General features: G+C 33.4%; 2 protein-coding genes and 1 pseudogene. 1 reads left to right on the top strand and 2 read right to left on the bottom strand.

The window, feature by feature from the left end; translation table 11 throughout:
• Positions 1-490 (top strand): LPXTG cell wall anchor domain-containing protein (locus tag RWL85_RS08510; protein WP_314087134.1); only part of this gene is annotated, 490 nt, incomplete at its 5' end.
• A gap of 227 nt (positions 491-717) precedes the next feature.
• On the opposite strand, the gene RWL85_RS08515 is transcribed toward RWL85_RS08510, so the two are convergent.
• Both RWL85_RS08515 and RWL85_RS08520 read right to left on the bottom strand, forming a co-directional pair.
• Positions 718-2,448, bottom strand: coding sequence for an LPXTG cell wall anchor domain-containing protein (locus tag RWL85_RS08515; RefSeq protein ID WP_314087137.1), 1,731 nt, complete (start codon positions 2,446-2,448; stop codon positions 718-720).
• A 12-nt stretch (positions 2,449-2,460) separates the two neighbouring features.
• Positions 2,461-2,766 (bottom strand): annotated as a pseudogene (locus tag RWL85_RS08520) (amidase); the annotation flags it as partial.

A 2,766-nucleotide genomic window follows, 5' to 3' on the forward strand; every position in this document is an offset into this window, starting at 1 on the left:
ACTTGGTTCATGGGTACCGAAAGTACCAGAAGGAGTAACACCAGTTCCTCCAATTACATATCCAAATGATCCAACAGATCCAACAAAACCAGGAACAGATAAACCACGAGTACCTCACGTACCAGGATTTATCCCTATAGGTCCAAATGGAACTCCATTGAAACCAGTTGATCCGAAAGATCCATCTAAAGGATATGAAGTACCAGACGTGCCGGCAGATCCAACTCAAGATACGCCAATCAAGTACGTACCGGTAACACCAGAAAGACCAACACCAACTCCGGTTGTTCCTGTACAACCAGAAGGACCAGTAACTCCGACAGCGCCTAAAGCACCAGCTAAAGCGACTCGTCTAGCAAACACTGGTACAACTGAAACTAACACAGGATTAGCAGGATTAGGAATGGCAATCTTCGGTGGATTATTAGCAGCAGCTAAACGTCGTAAAGAAAAAAATAAGACTAAGATAAGTCTTGAAAGTTCAAGTTAGCTAAGTGCTTAATTAGAGCGAAAAGAACACCCTCGATATTTTTCGAGGGTGTTTTTTGTTATGGAATATGAGAAGTTATATGATATTTAATAAATAGAGAATAAAGGTTAAAATGTAGTTATTAATTTCGGCTCTCAAACATAGTTTTTAACCGACTTTGGTATTTATATCAGAAAAACCTCAGAATTTATAATTTCATTTGAAACAAATTCTGAGGTTTTGTGGTATTAGTTATTATTTTTTCGTTTTAATAAGGCAGTTAATGCTAGAAGTGAAAATCCAAGGGTAGTTAAGAAATTATTAGTTGTTGTTCCGGTTTTCGGAAGGTTTTTTGGAGCGTTTAGTGGAGTAGATTTAGCTCCTCTTGTTTCTATTACTGTAAATTTTTTCTCTTCATGTACTGCTGAACTATTGATATCTTTTTCGCTTGAAGCTAGTGCGGTTTTTATTTTTGTTATAAGAGCAAATTTACTGAAGTGATTTACCGTAAAACTTAGGCTATCTTCTGTAACATTTGAAGGTACTAGCTCAATTGTATTATCATCCTTAATGTGAAAGACTAGTATATCTTTGTTCTTTTCATTTTGTAGTAAGGCGATATGTACAGTTCTAGGAATATTAAGTTTAATCTCTTCATTATTTTTTTGTAATTCTAAATCAAGGACTCTAACAGTAGAAATTTCATCTATATTATTAATACTATTATTTTTATCTGCTACAATTTTATTTTTTAAATCTTCTAAATTTATTGTACTAGTGATATCATTAGCTTTAAACTCTAGATCTTTAGCATGTTTATTATCAAGTTCAACGCTAATATTATTATTGTTAGATTTAATAATAACTGTTGTTGTATTATTAATATTTAATTGTGGTAATTCTAATATTGTCGGAGTATTTTTAGTTGTGTTGTATTCTATAATATTGCCTTGGTTACCAATATATATTTTATTACCATTTTCTGAAAGCCCATCGATTTTACCAGCGAAAGGTTTAATAGTATCCGACACAGGAGCTTCATTAGGAATATTAAACTCAGAAACATGCCCATCTTTATCAACAACTACTTTATTCCCATTTTCAGAAAGCCCATCGATTTTACCAGCGAAAGGTTTAGTATTATCAGATACAGAAGTTTCACTAGGAGTGTTGAACTCAGAAACATGCCCATCTTTATCAACAATTACTTTATTACCGTTTTCTGAAAGGCCATCAACCTTACCAGTAAAAGGTTTAGGAGTATCAGCCGCAGAAGTTTCACTAGGAGTGTTGAACTCAGAAACATGCCCATCTTTATCAATAATTACTTTATTACCGTTTTCAGAAAGACCATCAATCTTACCAGTGAAAGGTTCAGGATTATCAGATGTAGAAGTTTCGCTAGGAGTGTTGAACTCAGAAACATGCCCATCTTTATCAACAATTACTTTATTTCCGTTTTCAGAAAGACCTTCGATACTTCCAGTATAAGGCGTAAGATTATCTGTAATAGGCGCTTCAGAAGGACTAGAATACTGGTATTTAGTTCCGTATTCGTTTTCTTTAACTTTATTCCCATCTTCGGCAATAACAGTATTTCTTACGTTAGGGTGTAATATGAACTGATTATTATCTTGGAATAATTGTCCCATTTCAAGAAGTATTTTTTCTGAATTATTTTTTGCTGCAAACATAACTCCAAGAGGAAGATTATTTTCACTCTTATAGACAGGTAAAGAAATAGCAGGATTACCTGTTAAGTTGAATAACCATGTAAATGGAGTACGTTCCATCATTGGTTCCCATTGTTTCACTAATAGATCAAATCTTTCTTTAGGATTAGTGATACTATTAATATTATATAGCTTTTCTTCAACTTCGGGATCTACATAAGGATCTACTTTTTTATCATTCGATGGAGCAGTAACAGCATTTGTTGCCATCAAGAATAAATCATATTTTCCATAAAATTCATTCATCTTATGAATATATTAAGATGCAGGTCTAGCAGAAGAAGGATCGGTATTAGCATTTTTACCTTTGGCTATTGATGTACCTAATGCATAAGTAGCAGGATCTAAATTACGTTTGTTTTCATCTGTAATACCTTTAACCGCGGAAGTATATGAAAAAAGTCCTATAGACTGCATAGTATATGTTCTAATACCTTCGTAACCATCGATAGGGAACTCAGTAACCTCTTCAACTGTAAAACCTTGACTTCTAAGAAATTCAACAGCTTTAAGAACAGCTTTTTTTCCATCTTCACTTAATTCAACATCTTTTAATGGTGTTTT

The organism is uncultured Gemella sp. (assembly GCF_963515875.1).
Lineage (GTDB): Bacteria > Bacillota > Bacilli > Staphylococcales > Gemellaceae > Gemella.

Coding starts and splice junctions, on each gene's coding strand:
- RWL85_RS08515 (WP_314087137.1), bottom strand. CDS start 2,448: ATGAATGAATTTTATGGAAAATATGATTTATTCTTGATGGCAACAAAT.